Source organism: Legionella cherrii (assembly GCF_900635815.1).
Classification (GTDB): domain Bacteria; phylum Pseudomonadota; class Gammaproteobacteria; order Legionellales; family Legionellaceae; genus Legionella; species Legionella cherrii.
Genome location: NZ_LR134173.1, coordinates 3,693,381 through 3,713,788 on the forward strand (window position 1 = coordinate 3,693,381; position 20,408 = coordinate 3,713,788).

A 20,408-nucleotide genomic window follows, 5' to 3' on the forward strand; every position below is an offset into this window, starting at 1 on the left:
CTGATAATCATCCATGAATTTCATGTAAGGGAAAATATATTATGGTAAACCCTAATATCGATTGTAGACCAATATAAAAAAACAATGGAATAAAATAAAAATATTTTTAGCTTTAGGGGCTCTTCCTAATTCTCTCTTGAAAAATCCATGGATCAAGTAAAAAAATACTTGATCCCTAATTCAATTGTTTTGTTCCTGAAAAAGTTTGGGGTATACTTCTCCAAAATTTGCTTAAGAGATGCGAACATCATGGGTAGCATATTTAATATGTTTGGTCCTTCACCGATAAGACCAATAGAACAACACATGCGGAAAGTACACCAATGCGCCAAGCAGCTCTACCCATTTTTTGAAGCAGTCCTAAAAAAAGATTGGACAACAGCTGATAAAATAAAAGAAAAAATAATTTCTCTCGAAAAAGAAGCTGACTTAATTAAAAGAGATTTACGTCTCCACTTACCGACTGGGCTTTTTCTCCCTGTTTCGCGTACTGATCTTCTTGAACTACTTAGTGCCCAGGATTTCATTGCGAATAAAGCGGAAGATATTGCCACACTGATTATTAGTAGGCAAATGCTCATTCCAGAGACGCTCATTCCTATTTTTATGCCTTTTTTAAGCCGTTGCCTAGATGCATCAAAACAGGCGTGTAAAGCAATCAATGAATTAGATGAATTGTTGGAAACAGGTTTCAGGGGCTCTGAAGTTAAGATTGTAGAAGAAATGATCTTAACCCTTTATGAGATTGAACATGACAGCGATGAACGTCTAACAGATATTAGGCATCGTATTTTTGAAATCGAAAAAGAATTATCTGCAATTGATGCAATTTTCCTCTATAAACTGGTCCAATGGATTGATGATTTAGCCGATGGTGCCCAACATGTGGGTAGTCGCCTTCAAATTCTAATAGCTCGGTAGTCAAATTCTATGGATTATTCAATTATATATCTTGTTATAGCGGTCATCTTGTGTTTTATGATGACTTGGGGTGTTGGTGCTAATGATTTGGCCAACGTCATGAGCACAACCATGGGCTCAAAAGCAGTTACAGTGAAACAAGCGATGCTGATCGCCATAATTTTTGAATTTGCCGGCGCATTTTTAGGAGGGACAGGCGTTACCGAAACAATGCGTGATGGAATTATTAATTCCAGTCAACTCTCAGGACAACCCTTGATCCTTATTGAGGGTATGTTGGGGGTTTTATTGGCATGCACTATATGGATGAATCTTGCGAGTTATCTTGGAGTTCCTGTGTCGATTACCAATGCATTGGTAGGTTCCATGGTCGGTTTTGGCACCATAGTATTAGGACCTCAAGCAATTCATTGGAATCAAGTAAGTCGCATCGCCATAAGCTGGGTCACTTCTCCCATGATTTCAGGAATCACCGCTTTTATATTATTTACCAGCATTCAACAAACTATTTTTGTCAAAAGTAACCCTTTAACTAAAGCGAAATTATATATTCCTATTTACCTTTTTCTTATCGGCTCTATTTTATCTTTTATCACGGTATTTAAGGGACTCAATCATTTCCATATTCACCTGAATTTTAAACAAAATCTAGCGGTAACCTTAGCAACCAGCATCATTATTACGATTATAGGGATGATCTTTATTAAACGTATTCCCGAACATCATAGAATAAGACGTAGAGAACGTTTCATCCAAGTTGAAAAGTATTTTGCTGTACTTATGGCAATGACTGCATGTGCAATGGCTTTCGCCCATGGTTCCAACGATGTAGCGTTAGCCGTGGGCCCCCTCTCAATCATCCATAGTTTGGTTATGGATTCACATCAAACTTTTAATGCCAATAATTATCCAGCGTGGATTATATTGTTAGGTGTCGTTGGTGTGGTAACTGGACTGCTGATGTATGGAAGAAAAGTAATTGAAACCGTAGGTAGTGCCATCACGGCGCTTACACCCAGCCGTGCCTTTGCAGCAACTCTTTCTGCGGCAACAACCGTTGTCGTTGCCACAAGCACAGGAATTCCAGTTTCCGCAACCCAAACATTAGTGGGAGCCGTTCTTGGGGTTGGTCTGGCACGAGGTATCGGTGCATTAAATCTGATTGTAATTCGCAACATCTTTATGTCATGGGTTCTGACTTTGCCTGCGGCGTCCATTTTAACGATTTTAGCCTATAAATTATTGCATTTTTTCTTGGGTTAAAAACTCATTTATTCCCTCATAAGACCGTCATCCTAGGTAGTTTACGATGATGGCTCTCCTGGAAAGAGCATCCTACTGATGCTCTTTCCACACCATTGCGATTTTTCACTACGTACGGAATGTGTCATGGCGATCAATGGCGTCGCTTTAAGAATTTTGAGGCAAGAGGTATAGACGCTAAGCGGTGCATTGTAGCCCGGATTAAAAAGAGTCGTTATCCGGGACTGAGCATACATCCCTAGTATGGGACGGTATGGCTAGATGATAAAAGCTTAAAACTCTTCCCAAATTTCACCTTTTTCATTCTTATAATCTTTATTATCACGCATTAGAGAAATACGTTTGTGCTTATTAATTTCTTTAATTTGTGATGCGGACTTATCATGAGTTGCATCAAATTCAAATAAAAATTTGTCATAAGGACTTACATAGGCTTTATCTATATCATTTGAGTTCATAACTAATCCAAAATAACTTTAATTTAAACCAACTATTTTATAGCTTTTTCATCTAAGTTACCATTATTCTTACTTTAAAAGAATTAGAGGCGAAAAGATGAGTGTAAAAAAAGCAGAGTTACATGTTCATTTGGAAGGATCTATCACTCCTGAATTAGCAGCAAAGCTGGCTGCGCGCAATAAATTGATACTCCCTCAAGGCCTAGTCGCTCCTGACGGGAAAAGCTATTTATCCAAAGACTTTCTCGATTTTTTAAAAGTATATGATACGCTTGCATCCGTCATTCGATATCCTCAGGATTATTATGATATTACTTTAGATTACTTACGTGCTCGTGCTCAAGAAAATGCAATCTATGTAGAGATGATGTATTCCCCTGATCATGCTGAACTCGCCAGTAAAATCCCTTCCGCAGAACATTTAGCAGCGATTCAACAAGCAATTGATGATGCTAAGGAACAATTCGATATCATAGGACGGATTTTAATTACTGCTGTTCGACATTTTGGTGTTGAAGCAGTAGAACGAGTCGCCAAACAAGCCCATAAAGATAAATTTCCCTGCGTCACCGGATTTGGTTTAGGTGGTGATGAAGCAAAATTCCCTCCTAAATTATTTAGCAAGGCATACCACATTGCTGCTGATGCGGGTTTACAGTGTACAGTCCATGCTGGTGAATTTGCGCCTGCAAGCGGGATGGTCGAAGCGATGGAAAATCTACCGATAAAACGCATAGGACATGGTGTCAATTCAATTTATTCACCAGAAACCATGGCTATGGTAAAGGATAGGGATATTACTCTGGAAGTTTGTCCTACTAGTAATATCTTTTTGGGATTGTTTAAGAATATGAACGAACATCCTTTTCCTAAATTTTATGATGCAGGAATAAAAGTCAGCATCAGTTCAGATGATCCTCCTTTTATGAGTACTACATTGGGTCAGGAGTACCAGCGAGTACAAAACTCCTACGGCTATAGTGATGAGATAATGAATTCTATTACTCGTATGGCGATAGACGCTGCTTTTGTTGATGAGCAAACTAAAGCAGCGCTTTTGGCGAAAATTTAATAATCAACCTTAAAGTGAGGTAGCCTGGTAGCGTCAAAACCGCCAGGTCCTCATCACTCATTAAAATTTTTTTTTAAATTTCTTTATAGACTAAAATAAATAATAAATAGATAAGGAAATCTGATGCCTATTATATTATTTTGGGTGTGCTCTTTGTGCTCTTTTCATCTGCTTGCTCAATCAATTCTCATTGGCACATCAGACTATGGTCCACCCTTTGAAATCGCCGTAAAAGATAAAGCTCATTTTTATGGCTTTGAAATTGATCTGATGAGGGAAATTTGCCAACGCGCCGAACTTGACTGTCATTTCAAAATTTTTAACTTCAATGATTTATTTAATGAAATGCAAAGTAACCAGATTGACTTGGCCGTAGGAACAATCGCGATAACCCCGGATCGACAAAAAGCTTTTCTTTTCAGTCTTCCCTATCTTATAGGCGGAGGCCAATATGCAACGAAAAGCTCAAGTCCAATTAAAACGATTAGAGATATTCAGGGAAAATCCGTCGGCATAGAAAGGGGAACCATTTTTAAAGCCTGGATTGCTTCACAATTTGGTGATGCAGTTCAAGTTAAGGAATATGATACTTTGGCAGACGTATTACAAGCCCTTGATGACAATCATGTCGATGCCGTTTTGCTTGATAGTGGCGCAGTTGAATATTGGACTGCTAATAGCAGTGACCTTTTGAAATCAGTTGGCGAGCCCATGGGGGCCGGATATGGTATTATGGCGAATAAAAATAATGATGCGCTTATTGCCACTATTAACAAATATCTTCTTGAATTGGAAAATGATGGAACTTATTTAAAAATATACCGGCGTTATTTTTAAACCATAAATATTCCGAAATCAATAAAACTCTAATTAAGGCTAATCATTTCGATGCATCTCACCCAGAAGTTGCTCAATATAACGCCTGCAAGTCAATGGGTTATGTAAAAAATTAATGATGCGACGCGTACCGCCAGTACCTGTAATAGATACCATGCCATAACTTAAAATGCTTCCCAAGATTGATTGGCGGATGTCGATTGCTTCAATTTTGCTTAATGGGATATCGATTGTTTGCCTTACAATAACTCCAGTGCGAATAATCACTTGATTTCGCTTAATGGTAATGGAAGAAAAATAATAGGTCATCCATGTCATCCCAACCCATAATAAGGCTAAGGCAGCCAAACCATATCCAATCTTACGAATGAAATCTACCTCTACATAATAAACAATTGCCAAAGCAGCACATAAACATAGGAATGGGTACAAAAATATTATCCAATGCATTCGGGTAAAAAAAATAACATTATTATCGTATGGCTTCTCGAACATTGATTCACCTATAATACTAAATGGTCTACTAAAAAATTATAATATTGTATTTAACTCAAATTTGCTATTCTATACTTTGCTCGAAGTATATACTAACGTTTAGTCCATATTTTTCATAAAAATAAAAAATGCGTTCCATCAACCGTTGCCTTAACAAACAACTCGCCGACATATGTCAACGCTCTGTTCAATTAGAAGAGCTTTCAGATAAAGTCAGGCAAATGCTTCCTGATTCCTTAGCAAATGCATGTCATGTTGGGAGTTTTAATAAAGGTTGTTTGCTATTAACAACTACTGATGCGGCCTGGGCATCCCAATTACGTTACGCTATTCCTGAATTGCGCGATAAATTACGCAAAGAGGGAGGCATGTATCAACTTTCTTCGATTAAAATAGCTGTTATTGAATCAATCACTCAATATGAAAAGCCAACCCCCACTTCAAAGCATGTATTATCTGAAAAAGCGAAAGAAATTATTATTAGTGAAAGCCAACAGTGTAATTATGAACCTTTGCAAAAAGCTTTATTGCATTTAGCTGATAGTGAATAATAAGCCTGGGTGCAGCAAGGCGAACCCCAGGGTTAATGAAAGTCAAAGTTTTCCCGGTCTCCGCTTCGTTGACCAAAGGCTCTAAAAATCTATGGGTTTGTTTCTGTGAGCGCTGTTGCAAAACGCCGGGCTACCCACTCTGAACCAAGGTATGCAAAGCAGTCGTTTAAATAATCAGTTAACTCCTCTTCTTCAATCATATGTTCTTGACCAGGAGGTTCTACATCATGGTGAAAATAAGTTCCAAAATAGCGCAGAGAAAAATCAACATAGTCTCGTGTATGAAGAATAAATGCATGCCATACTTCATCAAGAATAAGTAATGGGCCAAAAAGATAGGTCTTCTTGTCTTGTTTTGCTCTTTGCGCATTCAACCACATCCATGCGATTAAATCGGTAAATAAGACCTTACCTTCTTGCTCAGAAAACTCAGGATGATGATGGCAAAAATAATCTACTACTACCTGATTTTTATACTCAAGCAAATTCAATAAATCAACAAGGTTCATCCACAACACGCTTTTTTAGTACTTGGTTTTTGTGTTACATAACGCACAATACGACAGATCATTTCTTCTTTAGTCATCATTATCTCCACAATTAGTTACAAATAAAAACGGTGCAGACAGTCTAACCAATGTTCACAATGGAAGCAATTTAATTATTATTTTCTTGCTTGTTGCAAATTCTTAAGTTCAATTAAATCATCAGCTTAGACTCATCCTGAAAATTCAGGATGAGCGATATTAAGATTTACCAAATCACACAACGATTTTTATTCACCATTGGACTATCATTGGGGATATGAAAAGCTTCCTCAAATTGAGGCATATTAGCCAAGCTTCCATTTACTCTATATTTTGCGGGTGGATGAGGATCCGTAGTTACTTGATTACGTAGTTGTTGGGGACGAATATTCATGGCCCATACATGTGCTGTTGCGATAAAAAACTGTTGATCTGGTGTCAAACCATGAATCGTAGGTGCATTTTTATATTCTTTTGAATGCTTAAAAGCTCTATAGGCTAGTGTAATACCTCCTAAATCAGCAGTAGCCTCTCCTACAACCAGTTTTCCTTGTACATGCAAATTGTCATCCACAACATATTGTGAAAATTGATTTACAATGCATTGGGTTGCTTTTTTGAATTTTTCTAAATCACTCGGAGTCCACCAATTTTTCAAATTACCATGCCCATCAAATTGTGCCCCTTGATCATCAAAACCATGGGTCATTTCATGTCCCATGACAAAACCAATTGCTCCATAATTTATTGCTGCAGGTGCTTTAGGATCAAAAAACGGCGACTGGAGAATTCCTGCCGGAATATTTAAATTATTCATTGAGGGGTCATAATATGCATTAATAGTTTGTGGCGTCATGACCCACTCTGTTCTATCTATAGGTTTACCAATTTTATTTAGATCACGCTGAGTTAAAAACTCATTGGCTTTAATCACATTCAATACATAGGGACCTCTGTTTACTTCCAATTTGGAATAGTCCCACCATTTGGAAGGATAGCCAACACGCTCTTCCATCAGATCGAGTTTTTTCAATGCGGCTTTCCGAGTAGCGGGGGTCATCCAAGATAAGGTACTTATATCTTCACGTAAAACTTCGCGAATATTTTTGAGAATATCTAAAGCTTGTTTCTTGTCTTCTGGAGAAAAATACCGAGCCACATACATTTTACCTATAGCAAAACCTAATGCACTATTTTCTGTACTAACTACTCTTTTCCATCGAGGCAATATTTTCTCAGCACCTGTCAAAACAGCGACCATTTTAAAATTTTGATCGACAAAAGGTTTTGATAAGTAGGCAGCAAATGCATCGATTAAATGCCAACGAAGATAAATTTTCCAATCATCTAGAGAAATCGTTTTTAATTGGGTATTCATATCCTTAAAAAATTCTGGCATTGCTAGATTAATGCTTTTAATCTGAGCTTGTCCCATTGTTGAAAAATAGGCGGGCCATGAAAAATCGGGGGTTATTTTGCTGAGTTGTGCTCTATCCATAATATGATAAATCGCATGGGGATCACGTTGATCTACTTGCGACATAGAAACCTTAGCCATTTGCGTTTCTAATTTCATCACTGTATTGGCTTCCATTGCTGCTTTATCAGGAGCATCACCTAATAATTCAAACATCTTGGCAATGTGGTTGACATAGGCTTCACGAATTAGTTTAAACTTAGCATCTTCTTTTAAATAATAATCACGGTCAGGCAAACCTAGTCCACCTTGTGTAGCTGCACCAATCATCTTTTCACTGTTTTTAAAATCTTGCATGCTCCCAAAATTGAAAAATACATCGACACCAATTTGATGCAAGTGCGCTATTTCATTTTGCAGATCGGTTAAACTGTTTAATTGGCTAATGCGATCGAACTCCGGCTGGAGAGGTTTAATACCCAATTGATTAATACTCTGTTCATCCATCCCACTATAATAAAAATCACCCACTTTTTGTTCTATGCTGCCTGGTTTGGCTTTGGTATTTTCTGAGGCTTTGATTAACATTTGATGAATGATATTTTGGACTCTTTCACTAATGATGTTAAAGCTTCCCCAACTTGAATAGTCAGCTGGAATTGGATTGTTTTTTTGCCAGTTACCATTAGCATAAGAATAAAAATTCTTTGCTGGCGAAATATTAGTATCCAACCAATTGATGTGAACTGCGTCTTCAGCAGTAGTTTTTTGTGGTTCTGTACCTACAGGATATATTGATGAACTGCACAACAAAGCAAAAGTAAAAAGGCCCATATTAAGTTTCATGCCACAACGCTCCTTTGCCAATCTTTATGTTAATTCATTAAGAATGAGAATAAAATGTAGCACAGATGGAGACAAAATCATAACTAGGAAAGGGAGTTGCGCGATATTATCATGAGTCTTAATGTGGCTTTGTTTTCTGCAAAAGCCAAGCGCCAGGTTAATGTTTACTCGAACGGTTGGATTTGAGGGCAGATGATGCCAAATATAACTTCTCTGTTAAGGGGCTAAGCCATTACTGTTTCACCTGGGTTTCGATTTGGTCTCCACCCAGGCTGCCTTGTTAGGCTTCGACAGGAAAAAATTCAGTATGCATTTTAGGAAGATATTCTTCCGTATCAAAATAAGTATATTCCCAGGCGTCTTGTCTTACCATTAATTCACGTAATAGTCTGTTATTTAATTCATGGCCTGATTTGTAGCCTTCAAACGCACCTATCAAACTTGAACCTAACAGGTACAAATCACCGATTGCATCCAATACCTTATGAGAAACAAATTCGGATTCAAAGCGAAGTCCATCATCATTGAGAACACGATAGTCATCAACTACAATGGCATTATCTAAACTTCCGCCTTTAGCTAAATCGCATTCCCTTAATTTCTCATAATCGGAAAGGAATCCAAATGTACGTGCTCGGCATACCTCTTTCACATAAGAGGTTGTAGAAAAATCAAAACTTACTGTTTGTGGCTTATCATTAAAAGCCGGATGATCAAAATCAATAGTGAAGGAAATTTTATAGCCGTTATATGGATAAAATTGGACAAATTTCCCATTGTCTTCCACGCGAATAGGCTTAAGAATACGTATGTATTTTTTAGGTGCATTTTGTTCACGTATCCCTGCTGATTGAATCAGGAAAACAAAGGGAGCAGCACTACCATCCATAATAGGTAATTCAGGAGCATTGACATCAATATAAGCATTGTCAATTCCCAAACCAGCTAAGGCGGAAAGTAAATGTTCCACAGTTGCAATTTTAACTGGTCCATGATGTAAGGTGGTACATAACATTGTATCACCAACATTCTCATAAGATGCTAATATTTCCACTACAGGTGAAAGGTCTACGCGTCTAAAAACAATGCCTGTATTTACAGGAGCAGGTCTCAAGGTTAAAAGCACTTTTTCACCGGAATGCAATCCTACCCCAGTTGCCTGGATCACCTTTTTAGGAGTTCTTTGATTTGTCATTCAGTGCTCACCTTGTTCCTCATAATATCATTCTTTTTAATTGTTTTATTCTGCACGCAAAACTTCGTGATCCTATCAATATTTTAATATTTAGTCTAATTATTTTTGTATTATAGACTTTAAATTCCCTCCATCGGCACTGCTCCAGATGAAGGGTTAAATTATTTATGCCTCTTCTTGCCGACGTAAAAACGCAGGAATATCCAGATAATCCACATCGGGAACACTGTCACCTTGTTGTTTTACCCCAGAAGACATACTTGATTGGGCCTTACGCACAACGGCTGGTCTATCTAGTTGCTGATAGTCCAAAGAACCATCACTACGTGTTGTTTCGATTAAACGTGCACGATGAGATTGTTGTGGCTGCATTTGCTGATGACGCTGTCTTGCATCCCCCAAACCAGTCACAATCACGGTGACACGCATTTCATCGGTCATTTCAGGATCGATTACTGTTCCAACTACTACAGTGGCATCATCAGAAATAAACTCTTTGACTACATCGCCAACTTCCTCAAATTCACCGATTGACATATCCAAGCCAGCAGTGATATTCACGAGGATTCCGCGAGCACCAGAAAAATTCACATCTTCTAGTAAAGGAGAAGCAATTGCGGCTTCAGCAGCTTGGCGTGCTCTTTGTTCACCTACAGCGCTTCCGGTACCCATCATAGCCATACCCATTTCTGACATCACCGTACGTACGTCAGCAAAATCCACATTGATCAACCCTGGGCGAGTAATTAAATCAGAAATACCTTTTACTGCGCCAAGTAAAACATTATTCGCCGCTTTAAATGCGTTGAGTAAACTAATGTTCTTACCTAAGACACTGAGTAATTTATTGTTAGGAATAGTGATTAATGAATCAACATGTTCCGCTAAGCGACGAATTCCTTCCTCAGCTGCCAATGCTCTTTGTTTGCCTTCAAATGAGAAGGGTTTAGTCACAACAGCTACAGTTAAGATACCTAATTCTTTGGCAATTTCCGCAAAAACCGGGGCAGCACCGGTTCCGGTTCCACCACCCATTCCTGCGGTAATGAATACCATATCTGCACCACTTAAAATTTCTCGAATATGATCTCTATCTTCTTCTGCTGCTTCGCGACCTATTTGTGGGTTTGCACCAGCACCTAAACCTTTAGTCAGCTCATCACCTAATTGAATGTGTATTTTTGCATTTGAGCCTCTCAATGCTTGAGCATCGGTATTAGCACAAATAAACTCTACTCCATCAATATTTTCAGCAACCATATGTTCAACAGCATTACCACCACCGCCGCCAACACCAACGACCTTAATTACTGCATTATTACCATGCTGTTGGCCTTCCATTAATTCAAACATAACCCTGCTCCCCTCACATGTTTATTCTTTTGTAACTAATCACCTAGTTTTTAAATAGGGTGAATGGTTACTATTCTTTTACAAAAAACCGGCAGTATAACCTTAAATAATCAATTACCGGTTTTCGTTTTAAACGTTATTTGTAATCCTAAAAATTACCCTGGAACCATTCTTTCATACGTGCCCACAAACTTTGGGTGTTATCATTCATTTTTGGTACATTGTAGTTTGATTCATATTGTTGTTGATAACCTCGCAACAACAGACCTACACCTGTAGCAAATGAAGGATTTTCAGTGGCTTCAGCCAATCCAGATACATAATGAGCACACCCTTTTCTTACTGGCATCTCAAAACAAAGCTCTGCAAGTTCGATACCTCCTTTAACATTGGAAGCACCACCAGTTAAAACAATACCCGCAGCCATTCTGTCTTCAAAACCACTTCGTCGTAATTCATTACGTACTAAGGTAAATAGTTCTTCATAGCGTGCCGCAACCACATCGGATAAAGCTTTAGCTGATATTTTTCTTCCAGGTCTGTCATTAACACTGGCAACTTCCAACATATGATCTGGATTAGCTAACTCAGTTAATGCACATGCGTGATTCAATTTAATCGATTCAGCTGCTTTTGTAGGCGTACGCAGAGCCATAGCGATATCATTAGTCACTTGATCCCCTGCGATAGGAATGACGGCTGTATGTTGAATTGCTCCTTCGCAAAATACAGCAATATCCGTAGTACCACCACCAATATCAATCAGACAAACGCCCAAATCTTTTTCATCTTCAGTTAAAACTGCATGACTGGAAGCCAATTGTTCAAGAATAATATCATTCACCTCTAAACCACAACGACGCACACATTTCACAATATTTTGTGCAGCACTTACAGAGCCAGTAACAATATGCACACGAGATTCAAGACGTACTCCCGCCATACCTATAGGTTCGCGAATACTGCCTTGGTGATCGATAATAAATTCCTGAGGCAAGACATGCAGAATTTTTTGATCCGCAGGTATCGCTACGGCTTTAGCTGCATCAATAACACGTTCGACGTCAGCTTGTGATACTTCTTTATCACGTATAGCAACAATTCCGTGCGAATTTAGGCTGCGAATATGACTGCCAGCAATACCTGCATAAACAGTCCTCACCTCACATCCAGCCATAAGTTCCGCTTCTTGAACAGCGCGTTGGATGGAATTCACAGTAGCCTCTATATCAACCACAACCCCACGTTTTAGACCGCGCGAAGGATGACGACCTATGCCAATAATTTCTATTGCGCCATCAGATGTCACTTCTCCAATTAATGCAATTATTTTTGAAGTTCCAATGTCCAATCCAGTGATAATATCTTTTTCTATTTTTTTTGCCATTATCGTTCCGTTTGTTGTTTCCACTGCACTGCCATACCACGTGGATAACGCAGATCCACGCTAGACAATTGCTCAATTTTTTCAGCAAACACTGCAGGGTATGCTTTACAAAAACGCAGCAATCGTTCCTCTAACTCTTTCTTTCCTAAATATATTTTTATATCATTGCTTAAAAGCAATACCCAGGATTGGTTTTCTCGTAAATGCAGTCCAGTAGCGTTTACCCCATACATTGATAATATCTTACTCAATTTTTCGTAAACTTGTAAGACTTCTGCTTGTTGAGATGGAGGTCCTTTTAATTGAGGGATGTTTAAACCCGCTGGAACGGCGCCCTCATTAAATAATCTTCCGTCCTCAGTCATCAATGCATTATCCCAAATTGCAACTGGTTTTTTTTCAACAAGTCTTATTTTCAATGTATCTGGCCAAACGCGCTCCACGGTTGCAGTATCTATCCAGTTCATTTCGTTTAACTCTTTCTGTAATCCACTTACTGATATAGTAAAAAAAACTGGCGCTTAAATATTTTCCTAATACCGCTTCCAGCTCTTTGTGGGTTACATGCTCGTAATTTGCGGCTACTTTGATTGTAGTAATTGGAAACCGTTCCGCATCAGATAAATAGTAATAGCCCAGTCGAAAAGCTAAGAACACGGCACTTAAACTTAATACCAATAACCAAGAGATATAACGCAAATTTCCAGAGTCAACGTCCCTATTTTTATTCATGGCTCTCACAGATAATTGGTTACTAAATGTTGGCGGCAATGTTGATGTACCATCGCAATGCGAATCAATTCATCCAATAATTCAGGATAGGATAAACCACTCGCCTGCCATAGCTTTGGATACATACTAATTGAAGTAAAACCTGGTAAGGTGTTTACTTCATTAAAATAAATGATTTCGTCCTTGTCATTCACAAAAAAATCTACACGCGCCATACCCTTACATTTTAAGCGGATAAAAATATCTGCAGCCGCCTTTTTTAATTGCTCATACAACGTTTCACTCAACGGAGCAGGTATAATCAGATCCGTTTGTCCGCTCTCTAAATATTTCGCTGAATAAGAATAAAATCCATCCGGATGATTAACACGTATTTCCCCAGCAATACTGACCCTCGGTTCTCCTGAAGGGACAACACTCTCAAGAACTGAGAGCTCAATTTCTCGTCCTGGAATAAATGATTCAACTAAAATCTCTTCGTCATAGCGTAAAGCATCATCTACTGCGACGAGCAGTTCAGCCATATTTTTTGCTTTATGGATACCCACACTCGAACCCATGGCACAAGGTTTGACAAATAATGGCCATCCAAACTCTTCTGCAACCTCCTGACAAAAGTGTTGTCGTTCAGATGCTGAGCTGTGCCAAGACAAAAGCTTGTAATCTGCTGACTTTAAGCCATTGATGCAAACTATGCGTCTTGCCATGTCTTTATCCATTCCAATGGATGAAGAAAGTACATCACAACCAACATAAGCAACACCTGATAACTCAAGCATTCCTTGCAAGCAACCGTCTTCATATAAAGGGCCATGTACTACAGGAAAAACTACATCTGCATCAACAGAGAACCGACCATTGATGAATAAACCTGCTAAAGGTGTTGCATGCTCCGTTACCACTGGAAGTTTTTCTTTATAAGCAAGTAAATCCTGATATTGATGAAGATAAAATAATCCATCTTTATCCATTGCTATAGGAATAATGTTATATTTTCCAGCATCTAAATGTGCAAGAACAGATGCAGCTGAAATCAACGAGATTTCGTGCTCTCCAGATTTTCCACCATACAGAAGAACCAGGTTGAGAAGCTTCGACATTAACGGTCTCCGATTATATGAACTTCGCGCACCAACTCAATCGTTGTCTGCTCACGAACTTTAGTTTGTACCAAATGAATCAATGCTTCAATATCAGCTGCGGTTGCTGAACCTTGATGATTGATAATAAAATTTGCATGTTTTTGAGAAACCATCGCACCGCCAATATTGAACCCTTTTAACCCGCAGGATTCAATTAGCCGAGCTGCAAAATTTCCTTCTGGATTTCGAAACACTGATCCACAATTGTATTCATTGGTTGGCTGTGTATTGGTTCGACGCTCCAACAACTCCTTTATAATCTGCAATGAGGTTTCTTTCTTCCCAGGATTTAGCTTAAATGTAGCGGAAATAAACCATTCTTCAGGAGGTCCTGAAACATGGCGATAAGACACTTCATATTCTTCCGGCTTACGCGTTATTATTTCTCCTTTTCGGTTCATGGTTTGCAACTCAACTACGGTCTGCCAAGTTTCGCCACCATGACAACCGGCATTCATGCGCAAAGCTCCGCCCATGGTTCCGGGAATTCCTGCCCAAAACTCTCCACCAGCTAAATCATTTCGCGCGCAAAAACGCGCCATGCTTGCACAAGATACCCCTGCGTCAACTTTAACGGTCTGTGGATCTAGAAGAACCATTTCTTTCAAGCATCCTTGGGTAAGAATCACTGTTCCTAAAAATCCACCGTCGCGGATCAAAGAATTGGAACCTAATCCTAACCACAGTATGGGTTCCGCCGCCGGAAGCTTACGCAGAAATAAAGCCAAATCAGCAATACTTTTAGGTTTATAAAGCTTGGAAGCAGGACCTCCTACACGCCAGGTAGTGTACTCAGCCAAAGGCTCATTATAAAGCAAAGTGCCCTGAATTTCATCATCAAGGTTACAACCATTCTCAGTTGGACTCATGTTGCTCTCACAATTCTTTCATCAGGTTCACAGCAATTTGACCAATACTCCCAGCACCTTGCATCAAGATCACATCACCATCTTTAATTAAGTGATTCAGCTGTTCCTTAAGCGATTCCTCATTCACAAGAGTTACTTTTTTATCTTTATTTCTAATTTTTTGTGCCAGAGTCTCACTGGTTACCCCAGGAATCTCAGCTTCTCCTGCAGAGTAGATATCGAATAAAAACAATTCATCAGCAAGACTCAATACATCCACAAATTGCTCTTGTAATGATTGGGTTCTTGTATAACGATGTGGTTGAAATACATGCACGAGTCGCTTGTTCGGCCAAACATGTCGAAAAGCATCGATAGTTGATAGAATTTCTTGAGGATGGTGGCCATAATCGTCAACGACAAGAGCAGAACCATTTTCAAATCTTTTCTCACCCAGCATTTGAAAACGACGACCAACACCTTGGAATTTTGCCAAAGCACGTACAATAGAAGCATCGTCAACCCCTAATTGTGTCGCAATCGCAATGGCAGCCAAGGCATTTAATACATTGTGACGCCCGGGATACTGAAATCGAATTTTTAATGCCGTATAAGGTACTGGACGTACTACAGTAAACTCACTAAGCAATTCATTTTGCGTCCAATCAATCGCACGGTAGTGAGCCTCTTCTGCAAACCCATAGGTCAATGTAGGCCGTTCAATAGCTGGAATGATCTTACGTACTTCAGGGTCATCAATACAGACCACTGCCAAACCATAAAATGGCAAATGATGCAGAAACTCAAGGAAAGTTGTTCTTAATTTATCAAAATCATTCTCATAGTTATCCATATGATCTGCATCAATATTTGTCACTATGGCCATCATAGGTTTTAAGAATAGAAATGATGCATCACTTTCATCCGCCTCAACAACAAAATATGGGGATTGGCCAAGTTGTGCATTGATCCCCAGACTATTTAATTTTCCACCGATCACGAAACTTGGATCTAAGCCTCCTTCCGCCAAGAGACTACTGACAAGACTTGTTGTTGTCGTTTTACCGTGGGTACCAGCTACTGCAATGCCATGACGAAAGCGCATCAGTTCAGCAAGCATTGCAGCTCGTGGGATTACTGGAATCATTTGTTCACGAGCAGCCACAATTTCAGGATTCTCCATGCCAACAGCAGAAGAACGAACGACAACATCTGCTCCTTTTATATGTTCTGCTTTATGTCCCATATAAACGGGAATGCCTAAGGATTTTAACCTTTGTACCGTACTTCCTTCACCCAAATCAGAACCAGTAATACGATACCCTTGGTAATGCAATACCTCGGCGATACCGCACATACCAACCCCACCAATCCCAACAAAATGTATTTGTTCTACACAGCCCATCCTTGAAGATATAAATTGTCCTGAATTACCCACAAACTCCCCCTTATGCTGACAGTGGCCTAATGGCCTGCCGTGAAATAAACCTTACAGCGAACGCCCAGATTAGCAGAGGTTGCTCACTGTAAGGCTTATTTCGATACAGGCCCTAATCCCAAAGCTTGCCAACGATTTTCATGATCGATGCGCAATAATAACGCAATTACAACACAATTGATAACCATACTTGCTCCGCCATAACTCATTAATGGTAAAGTTAACCCTTTTGTGGGTAGTAGACCCGAGTTAACGCCCATATTAATAGCGGCTTGCAGCCCTAACCAAAAAGTTAAACCATAAGCAGTATACGAAGCAAATAATCTTTCTTGTACATGGGCATTGTATGCAATAGTCAAACCTCTAATGACTAATATGGTGTATAAAACCATAACCATTAAAATACCGATTAAGCCCAACTCTTCAGCTAAAACAGCAAATAAAAAGTCAGTATGCGCTTCGGGTAAATATAATAGTTTCTGAATACTCTCTCCCAAACCTGCACCAAACCAGCCTCCCCGTCCAAATGCAATCAAAGACTGGGTTAGTTGATAACCGCTATTATACTGATCTGCCCAAGGATCTAAAAACGCGGTTAAGCGAGCCACTCGATAAGGAGATGAAACCGCCAAAAAGGCGAGTGCGGCCATAACAACACACATTAAGCCTATATAATAGCGTAATTTTACACCAGCTAAAAATAGCATGGCCATCACTGTGCCCGAAATCACCACTGTAGCACCAAAATCAGGCTCAAGTAATAACAAAAAGGAAACAACTCCTAGAATCACCATCGGTTTAATAAAACCAAAGATGCTGTTACTGACCGCTTTTTGCTGACGTACTAAATATCCAGAGAGATAAAAAATCATAGTCAGTTTTGCAAGTTCGGATACTTGAATGCCTATCGGGCCCAAAGCTAACCACCGACGGCTGCCATTGACTGAACGCCCTATTCCTGGAATTAATACAATAAGCAACATCAACAGGCAAATTAACAGCATTGGCATACTAATACGCTCCCAAACGCTGCTATCTGTCCTAATCACAATCAGGGCAATCATTAAACCAGCAAATAAATAACATGCTTGGCGAATTAAGAAATGGAATGGTTGATGAAAATATTTAGTGGAGATCATCACCGAACTGGAAGCGACCATCATCAACCCAATGATGAGCAAACCTATAACTACGCTAATTAGCCATTTATCATAAAGTGAAATAGGCCGACTGACAGGTTTTCCCCTTTGATTTACATGTCTAGGCCGCATCGCTTATAATCCATTCACTAAAGCAGCAAACGTTTCTCCGCGGTGATTAAAATCACGGAACATATCCAAACTAGCACACGCTGGAGACAACAAAACAACATCACCTGGTTTTGCCTTTGATTTAGCTACCTCAACAGCATTATCCAATGAAGAAGCACGTGCGATCGGTACTACATTCGCTAAAGCAGCCTCCATCTTATCTGCATCTTCACCAATTAAAATGATGGAGCGTACATAATCAGCTATAGGTTGAGCCAATTCCCTAAAATCAGCCCCCTTTCCTTGACCACCTGCAATAAGTACAATTTTTCCTTGCATAGAACCTCCTATTCCATTAATCGCGGAGATGGTTGCACCAATGTTTGTCCCTTTTGAATCATTAATCCAATCCACACCATCAAGAGTTCGTACCCATTGGCAACGGTGTGGTAAGCCCGCAAATGAGGCCAATACGCTCGTAATGTGTTGCTGCGAAATACCTGCCGCATCCGCCAAAGCAGAAGCCGCGAGCGCATTAAGCCAATTGTGAACTCCTTTGATCAATATAGAGTCAACAGCCAACATGCGAGTATCACCTTTTGCCAAGTATATTTTATCTTCTTGCGTAATCAAACCCCAATTGTTTTTTTCAGGGACATCAACACCAAAAGAAATACGGTTAAGCTCATTAGTTGGAACAGTATAAGGATCATCACGATTGAATAATGCAACCTGTGCTTGTCGGTACACTCGTTGTTTGGCTTGGACATAAGCATCCATAGTATGATGGCGGTCTAAATGGTCAGGGCTCACATTCAGAATAGTCGCAGCAATTGGCGCCAACGAATAAGTTAAGTCTAATTGAAAGCTCGATAATTCTAAAACCCATAAATCATACTGATGCTCATCATCAAGCATATCAAGAACAGGGGTTCCTATATTTCCGGCTACAGCAACCTTATACCCAGCAGCCTTCGCCATTTCGCCTACTAGAGTAGTCACTGTGGATTTTCCATTAGTTCCAGTAATTGCGATTACCGGAGCTTCAATCTCTCGAGCCAAACATTCAATATCACCATATACATCCACCCCCATCTGTATGGCTTTTTTTAAAAAGGGAGTATCTAACGGTAGGCCGGGACTTGCAATAATATCTGTAAGCTGGACAATGATTTCATCAGGAATATGTTGCGTATAAACAGGGACATCAGGAAACTCTTTCGTAAACTCAGCGACAGTTGGAACTTGAGCACGTGTATCAAAAGCAATAAATGGCTTCTTTTTTTTGCGCAAATATCGTGCTACCGATACTCCTGTTTTACCCAAACCTGCAACTAAATACAAAGGAGGATTCATAAGTGTATCCTTTTATCGAAGTTTTAAAGTAGCTAACCCGCATAACACAAAAACAACCGTGATAATCCAGAATCTGACAATTATCTTAGGCTCTGACCATCCTTTTAATTCAAAATGATGATGTAAGGGTGCCATTCGGAATAAACGTTTACCATGGGTGTATTTAAAATAACCTACCTGTAAAATAACAGAAATCGTCTCAATAACAAATAAGCCGCCCATCATTAATAAAACCAATTCTTCCCGGATAACCACTGCAACAATACCCAAAGCAGCGCCTAAAGCTAAAGAGCCTACATCCCCCATAAATACTTGTGCCGGGTAACTATTGTACCAAAGAAAGCCAAGACCTGCGCCAACAATTGAGGAGCAAAAAATAGTTAATTCCCCTGTGTTAGGAACATAGGGTATTCCAAGGTAAGGTGCATAAACTGAGTTACTGGAAGCATAGGCAAAAATACCCAAGGCACCAGCAACCATGACTATAGGCATAATCGCTAAACCATCTAGGCCATCGGTCAAGTTCACTGCATTGGAACTTCCAACAATAACGAAATAACCCAGAAGAGGAAAGAGGATACCTAAACCTATAGTTAAGGATTTAAAAAAAGGTACTGTCAATTGAGTATGGACCGGTAAGGTAGCATGCATGTATAAATAAATTACCGCAATAAGCGCAATAACTGACTGCCAAAAATATTTCCACCGGGCAGGTAGTCCTTTACTGTTTTTTAATACTAATTTGCGGTAATCATCAACCCATCCGACTACTCCATTTGCGAGAGTCACTAAAAGAACAAGCCACAAGCTGGACTGTTGTAAATCCCCCCAAAGTAAACAGCTCACGGTTATAGCCAGGAGAATTAAGACCCCTCCCATGGTTGGAGTGCCTGCTTTTGATAAATGAGTTTGGGGGCCATCATCCCTTACCATCTGACCAATCTGCAAACTACGTAACCAGCGAATCATCAAAGGACCACAAACTAACCCCACAATAAGGGCAGTCAATGAAGCTAAAATAGATCTAAAAGTTAGGTACTGAAAAACTCTTAACGCATGATACTGTCCTTGGAATAGCTGCGTTAGCCAGTAGAGCATAATTGTTCCTCTTGTTAACCCCAATTAAAGTTTGCTTACAATTCGACTGGCGCCAAGCCTGACGAGCGGTAGAATTATAAACAGGCCCCTATGGGTTTTGTGTTAAGTAACGCCCAACAGGATAATGGGCCAAAAAAGCGGCCAAGCATACCATAAACCTACATACCATTCAGCATCATATAAAAAAAATTTCTTGGATTCTTTAGCCTAATTACTTATTGT

18 protein-coding genes and 1 pseudogene are annotated in these 20,408 nt (G+C 39.5%); 5 read left to right on the forward strand and 14 right to left on the reverse strand.

Annotated elements, in window-relative coordinates; genetic code table 11:
- The first annotated feature begins 249 nt into the window (after positions 1–249).
- Both EL022_RS15870 and EL022_RS15875 read left to right on the forward strand, forming a co-directional pair.
- The gene (locus EL022_RS15870) at positions 250–921 is read left to right on the forward strand and encodes a TIGR00153 family protein (protein WP_035900793.1); all 672 of its coding nucleotides are present in this window, start codon (positions 250–252) and stop codon (positions 919–921) included.
- A 9-nt stretch (positions 922–930) separates the two neighbouring features.
- Positions 931–2,184, forward strand: a complete 1,254-nt coding sequence (locus tag EL022_RS15875; RefSeq protein WP_028380969.1) for an inorganic phosphate transporter — start codon at positions 931–933, stop codon at positions 2,182–2,184.
- Positions 2,185–2,456: 272 nt separating this feature from the next.
- On the opposite strand, the gene EL022_RS15880 is transcribed toward EL022_RS15875, so the two are convergent.
- Positions 2,457–2,642, reverse strand: coding sequence for a CBU_0585 family protein (locus EL022_RS15880; RefSeq protein ID WP_028380968.1), 186 nt, complete (start codon positions 2,640–2,642; stop codon positions 2,457–2,459).
- 97 nt (positions 2,643–2,739) lie between these two features.
- On the opposite strand from EL022_RS15880, the gene EL022_RS15885 reads away from it, so the two are divergent.
- Entirely contained in the window at positions 2,740–3,714 is a 975-nt protein-coding gene (locus tag EL022_RS15885) for an adenosine deaminase (protein ID WP_028380967.1), read from the forward strand.
- Between the two features lie 123 nt (positions 3,715–3,837).
- A complete protein-coding gene (locus tag EL022_RS15890; protein ID WP_028380966.1) occupies positions 3,838–4,551 on the forward strand; it encodes a transporter substrate-binding domain-containing protein in 714 nt (237 codons plus the stop codon).
- A gap of 39 nt (positions 4,552–4,590) precedes the next feature.
- On the opposite strand, the gene EL022_RS15895 is transcribed toward EL022_RS15890, so the two are convergent.
- Positions 4,591–5,046, reverse strand: coding sequence for a PH domain-containing protein (locus EL022_RS15895; RefSeq protein ID WP_028380965.1), 456 nt, complete (start codon positions 5,044–5,046; stop codon positions 4,591–4,593).
- A 128-nt stretch (positions 5,047–5,174) separates the two neighbouring features.
- Between EL022_RS15895 and EL022_RS15900 the strand changes: the two genes are divergently transcribed.
- Positions 5,175–5,597, forward strand: coding sequence for a DciA family protein (locus EL022_RS15900; RefSeq protein ID WP_028380964.1), 423 nt, complete (start codon positions 5,175–5,177; stop codon positions 5,595–5,597).
- Between the two features lie 89 nt (positions 5,598–5,686).
- On the opposite strand, the gene EL022_RS15905 is transcribed toward EL022_RS15900, so the two are convergent.
- From EL022_RS15905 to mraY, 12 genes and pseudogenes are all read right to left on the reverse strand, one after another.
- Positions 5,687–6,106, reverse strand: coding sequence for a glycine-rich domain-containing protein (locus tag EL022_RS15905; RefSeq protein ID WP_028380963.1), 420 nt, complete (start codon positions 6,104–6,106; stop codon positions 5,687–5,689).
- Positions 6,107–6,350: 244 nt separating this feature from the next.
- On the reverse strand, positions 6,351–8,387 hold the full coding sequence (locus EL022_RS15910) for a M13 family metallopeptidase (RefSeq protein ID WP_028380962.1): 2,037 nt from the start codon (positions 8,385–8,387) through the stop codon (positions 6,351–6,353).
- A gap of 280 nt (positions 8,388–8,667) precedes the next feature.
- A complete protein-coding gene (lpxC, locus tag EL022_RS15915) occupies positions 8,668–9,582 on the reverse strand; it encodes a UDP-3-O-acyl-N-acetylglucosamine deacetylase (protein WP_028380961.1) in 915 nt (304 codons plus the stop codon).
- Between the two features lie 165 nt (positions 9,583–9,747).
- A complete protein-coding gene (gene ftsZ, locus EL022_RS15920) occupies positions 9,748–10,935 on the reverse strand; it encodes a cell division protein FtsZ (protein ID WP_028380960.1) in 1,188 nt (395 codons plus the stop codon).
- A 148-nt stretch (positions 10,936–11,083) separates the two neighbouring features.
- Positions 11,084–12,322 (reverse strand): cell division protein FtsA, encoded by a 1,239-nt coding sequence (ftsA, locus tag EL022_RS15925; RefSeq protein WP_028380959.1) that lies wholly within the window; start codon positions 12,320–12,322, stop codon positions 11,084–11,086.
- Positions 12,322–13,054 (reverse strand): annotated as a pseudogene (locus EL022_RS15930) (cell division protein FtsQ/DivIB). Before EL022_RS15930 ends, ftsA begins: the two are co-directional and overlap by 1 nt.
- Before the next feature lie 5 nt (positions 13,055–13,059).
- A complete protein-coding gene (locus tag EL022_RS15935) occupies positions 13,060–14,154 on the reverse strand; it encodes a D-alanine--D-alanine ligase family protein (protein ID WP_028380957.1) in 1,095 nt (364 codons plus the stop codon).
- Complete coding sequence (murB, locus tag EL022_RS15940; protein ID WP_028380956.1) at positions 14,154–15,065, reverse strand: UDP-N-acetylmuramate dehydrogenase; 912 nt, start codon at positions 15,063–15,065, stop codon at positions 14,154–14,156. The genes EL022_RS15935 and murB overlap by 1 nt, the downstream gene beginning before the upstream one ends.
- Before the next feature lie 7 nt (positions 15,066–15,072).
- Positions 15,073–16,482, reverse strand: coding sequence for a UDP-N-acetylmuramate--L-alanine ligase (gene murC, locus EL022_RS15945; protein WP_028380955.1), 1,410 nt, complete (start codon positions 16,480–16,482; stop codon positions 15,073–15,075).
- Positions 16,483–16,577: 95 nt separating this feature from the next.
- Positions 16,578–17,753, reverse strand: coding sequence for a putative lipid II flippase FtsW (ftsW, locus tag EL022_RS16130; protein ID WP_028380954.1), 1,176 nt, complete (start codon positions 17,751–17,753; stop codon positions 16,578–16,580).
- A gap of 3 nt (positions 17,754–17,756) precedes the next feature.
- Positions 17,757–19,088, reverse strand: coding sequence for a UDP-N-acetylmuramoyl-L-alanine--D-glutamate ligase (gene murD / locus EL022_RS16135; RefSeq protein ID WP_028380953.1), 1,332 nt, complete (start codon positions 19,086–19,088; stop codon positions 17,757–17,759).
- A gap of 12 nt (positions 19,089–19,100) precedes the next feature.
- Positions 19,101–20,186: a phospho-N-acetylmuramoyl-pentapeptide-transferase gene (gene mraY, locus EL022_RS15955; RefSeq protein ID WP_028380952.1), complete on the reverse strand. Its 1,086-nt coding sequence runs from the start codon at positions 20,184–20,186 to the stop codon at positions 19,101–19,103.
- Positions 20,187–20,408 lie beyond the last annotated feature (222 nt).

Coding starts and splice junctions, on each gene's coding strand:
- mraY (WP_028380952.1), bottom strand. CDS start 20,186: ATGCTCTACTGGCTAACGCAGCTATTCCAAGGACAGTATCATGCGTTA.
- EL022_RS15910 (WP_028380962.1), bottom strand. CDS start 8,387: ATGAAACTTAATATGGGCCTTTTTACTTTTGCTTTGTTGTGCAGTTCA.
- ftsZ (WP_028380960.1), bottom strand. CDS start 10,935: ATGTTTGAATTAATGGAAGGCCAACAGCATGGTAATAATGCAGTAATT.
- EL022_RS15905 (WP_028380963.1), bottom strand. CDS start 6,106: ATGAACCTTGTTGATTTATTGAATTTGCTTGAGTATAAAAATCAGGTA.
- EL022_RS15880 (WP_028380968.1), bottom strand. CDS start 2,642: ATGAACTCAAATGATATAGATAAAGCCTATGTAAGTCCTTATGACAAA.
- lpxC (WP_028380961.1), bottom strand. CDS start 9,582: ATGACAAATCAAAGAACTCCTAAAAAGGTGATCCAGGCAACTGGGGTA.
- murB (WP_028380956.1), bottom strand. CDS start 15,065: ATGAGTCCAACTGAGAATGGTTGTAACCTTGATGATGAAATTCAGGGC.
- ftsW (WP_028380954.1), bottom strand. CDS start 17,753: ATGCGGCCTAGACATGTAAATCAAAGGGGAAAACCTGTCAGTCGGCCT.
- EL022_RS15890 (WP_028380966.1), top strand. CDS start 3,838: ATGCCTATTATATTATTTTGGGTGTGCTCTTTGTGCTCTTTTCATCTG.
- ftsA (WP_028380959.1), bottom strand. CDS start 12,322: ATGGCAAAAAAAATAGAAAAAGATATTATCACTGGATTGGACATTGGA.
- murD (WP_028380953.1), bottom strand. CDS start 19,088: ATGAATCCTCCTTTGTATTTAGTTGCAGGTTTGGGTAAAACAGGAGTA.
- EL022_RS15885 (WP_028380967.1), top strand. CDS start 2,740: ATGAGTGTAAAAAAAGCAGAGTTACATGTTCATTTGGAAGGATCTATC.
- EL022_RS15900 (WP_028380964.1), top strand. CDS start 5,175: ATGCGTTCCATCAACCGTTGCCTTAACAAACAACTCGCCGACATATGT.
- EL022_RS15875 (WP_028380969.1), top strand. CDS start 931: ATGGATTATTCAATTATATATCTTGTTATAGCGGTCATCTTGTGTTTT.
- EL022_RS15935 (WP_028380957.1), bottom strand. CDS start 14,154: ATGTCGAAGCTTCTCAACCTGGTTCTTCTGTATGGTGGAAAATCTGGA.
- EL022_RS15870 (WP_035900793.1), top strand. CDS start 250: ATGGGTAGCATATTTAATATGTTTGGTCCTTCACCGATAAGACCAATA.
- EL022_RS15895 (WP_028380965.1), bottom strand. CDS start 5,046: ATGTTCGAGAAGCCATACGATAATAATGTTATTTTTTTTACCCGAATG.